This is a genomic window from uncultured Bacteroides sp., assembly GCF_902472605.1.
GTDB lineage: Bacteria > Bacteroidota > Bacteroidia > Bacteroidales > Bacteroidaceae > Phocaeicola.
Genome location: NZ_CABROP010000082.1, coordinates 1 through 1,981, shown reverse-complemented (window position 1 = coordinate 1,981; position 1,981 = coordinate 1). Strand labels below are relative to the sequence as shown.

The following is a 1,981-nucleotide window of genomic DNA, read 5'->3' as shown; positions in this document are numbered from 1 at the left end:
GGCTCATAACCCAAAGGTCGTCTGTTCGAGTCAGGCCTCCGCAACTAAAAAGAGGTATCAACCTCAAACAAACAAGAAATAACATCGCGGAGTGGAGCAGTTGGTAGCTCGTTGGGCTCATAACCCAAAGGTCGTCTGTTCGAGTCAGGCCTCCGCAACCAATAGAGAAACCCAAAAGGTTTCTCTTTTTTTATGCCTCAATATACCCCAAAAAGGGTATTTCCACTTCTTAAACTTCCCCTTATCTTTGCCCCAAACAAAAAAGAATAACTATGGAACGAATCAAGAAACAACTTACAGAACTGATTGGGCATACCCCCTTACTGGAACTTTCTCATTTAGGAAAGGCGCATCAGGCACAAGCACGTATCATTGCTAAACTGGAATATTTCAACCCGGGAGGCAGCGTAAAAGACCGTATTGCACTGGCCATGATTGAAGACGCCGAAGAAAGAGGCATCCTGAAACCGGGCGCTGTCATCATTGAGCCGACCAGTGGAAACACAGGAGTCGGACTGGCTTGGGTAGCAGGCGTAAAAGGTTATAAAACCATTCTGACCATGCCTGAAACCATGAGTGTGGAACGACAAAACCTGCTGAAAGCCATGGGAGCCCAGCTGGTACTTACCCCAGGCAACAAAGGCATGCGCGGAGCCATCGAAAAAGCCAACGAATTGCGTGACAACACACCCGGGGCCGTCATCCTTCAACAATTTGAGAACCCTGCGAATCCTCGCACCCATATAACTACTACTGCCCAAGAAATTTGGGAAGACACTGACGGAAAAGTCGATGTATTCATTGCAGGAGTAGGAACAGGAGGAACTGTCAGCGGAGTAGGTGAAGGCTTGAAGCAACATAACCCCCACATTGAAATCATCGCCGTAGAACCGGATTCGTCGGCCGTACTCTCTGGCGACAAACCGGGTATGCACAAAATACAAGGTATCGGAGCTGGATTTATCCCCAAAACCTATAACCCGAAAGTGGTGGACAGAGTGATCCGTGTAGCTGACGATGACGCCATCCGTACAGGTCGTGAACTTTCTTTGAAAGAAGGATTACTGACAGGAATCTCTGCAGGTGCAACCACTTTTGCAGCTCTCCAAGTAGCCTCACAACCGGAATATGCCGGAAAAAATATCGTGGTTTTGCTACCGGATACTGGCGAACGCTATCTATCCACCGCCCTGTATGCTTTTGAAGAATATCCTCTTTAAGAAGCAGACATCAGATACAATATTCCACTGGATTCACAATGCCCGCACGAAGCGCATACCGAATCGCTTCGTGCGCATTGTTTACCTGCAACTTACGAAAAATGTTTTTCCGATGAGTGGCCACGGTATAGGCACTCAGAAAACGCTCTGCGGCAATCTCCTTCGTACTCTTCCCCAAAGCCATGGCACGCAGCACCTCTTTTTCCGTCTGCGTCAGCGGAAGAATTCTATCCGTCTCTTTCTTCCCATCTCCATCCAACAAATCCAACGCTTTCCGACAAACGAACTGACGACCACTACACACATTTTCCCAACATTGCTTGATTTCTTCCCATGCCGCATCCTTCATCAACACATGAAACACCGGTCCAGCCCACAACATTCTCTGCACAAAAGCCGTCCCAAGCTGGTCACTGAACAAAATAAAATTTGCTTTCGGGAAACGCTCATGCAACACCAACAGTTGCTCTGCCGTACAATCAAACAGCGTATAATCCAACACCACACAAGCTTCCGGAAACGCCTTCAGCGTTTCAGCCAAATGCCTCCAGTCGCTCACCTCCACATTTTTACACATCGGCAACAACTCAGAAGCAATAGCTTTCATACCGTAACGGGTGATAGTCTGATTATCGGCTAAAATCAATGTTTGCATATAGGAAGAGGAGTTAAAAAAAGAAAGCTCCGCAGTGTTGCGAAGCTTGAAGTGGGCGTTGACGGATTCGAACCGCCGACCCTCTGCTTGTAAGGCAGATGCTCTG

Annotated in this window: 2 protein-coding genes and 1 tRNA gene; 2 read left to right on the top strand and 1 reads right to left on the bottom strand. The window is 47.9% G+C overall.

The genetic code is table 11. The features are described from left to right. The first annotated feature begins 85 nt into the window (after positions 1–85). Positions 86–161 (top strand) — tRNA-Met (locus RDP42_RS12480). A 111-nt stretch (positions 162–272) separates the two neighbouring features. Beyond that, positions 273–1,220: a cysteine synthase A gene (gene cysK, locus RDP42_RS12475; RefSeq protein WP_308763953.1), complete on the top strand. Its 948-nt coding sequence runs from the start codon at positions 273–275 to the stop codon at positions 1,218–1,220. 10 nt (positions 1,221–1,230) lie between these two features. On the opposite strand, the gene RDP42_RS12470 is transcribed toward cysK, so the two are convergent. Then, the gene (locus RDP42_RS12470) at positions 1,231–1,875 is read right to left on the bottom strand and encodes a response regulator transcription factor (RefSeq protein WP_374046985.1); all 645 of its coding nucleotides are present in this window, start codon (positions 1,873–1,875) and stop codon (positions 1,231–1,233) included. Positions 1,876–1,981 lie beyond the last annotated feature (106 nt).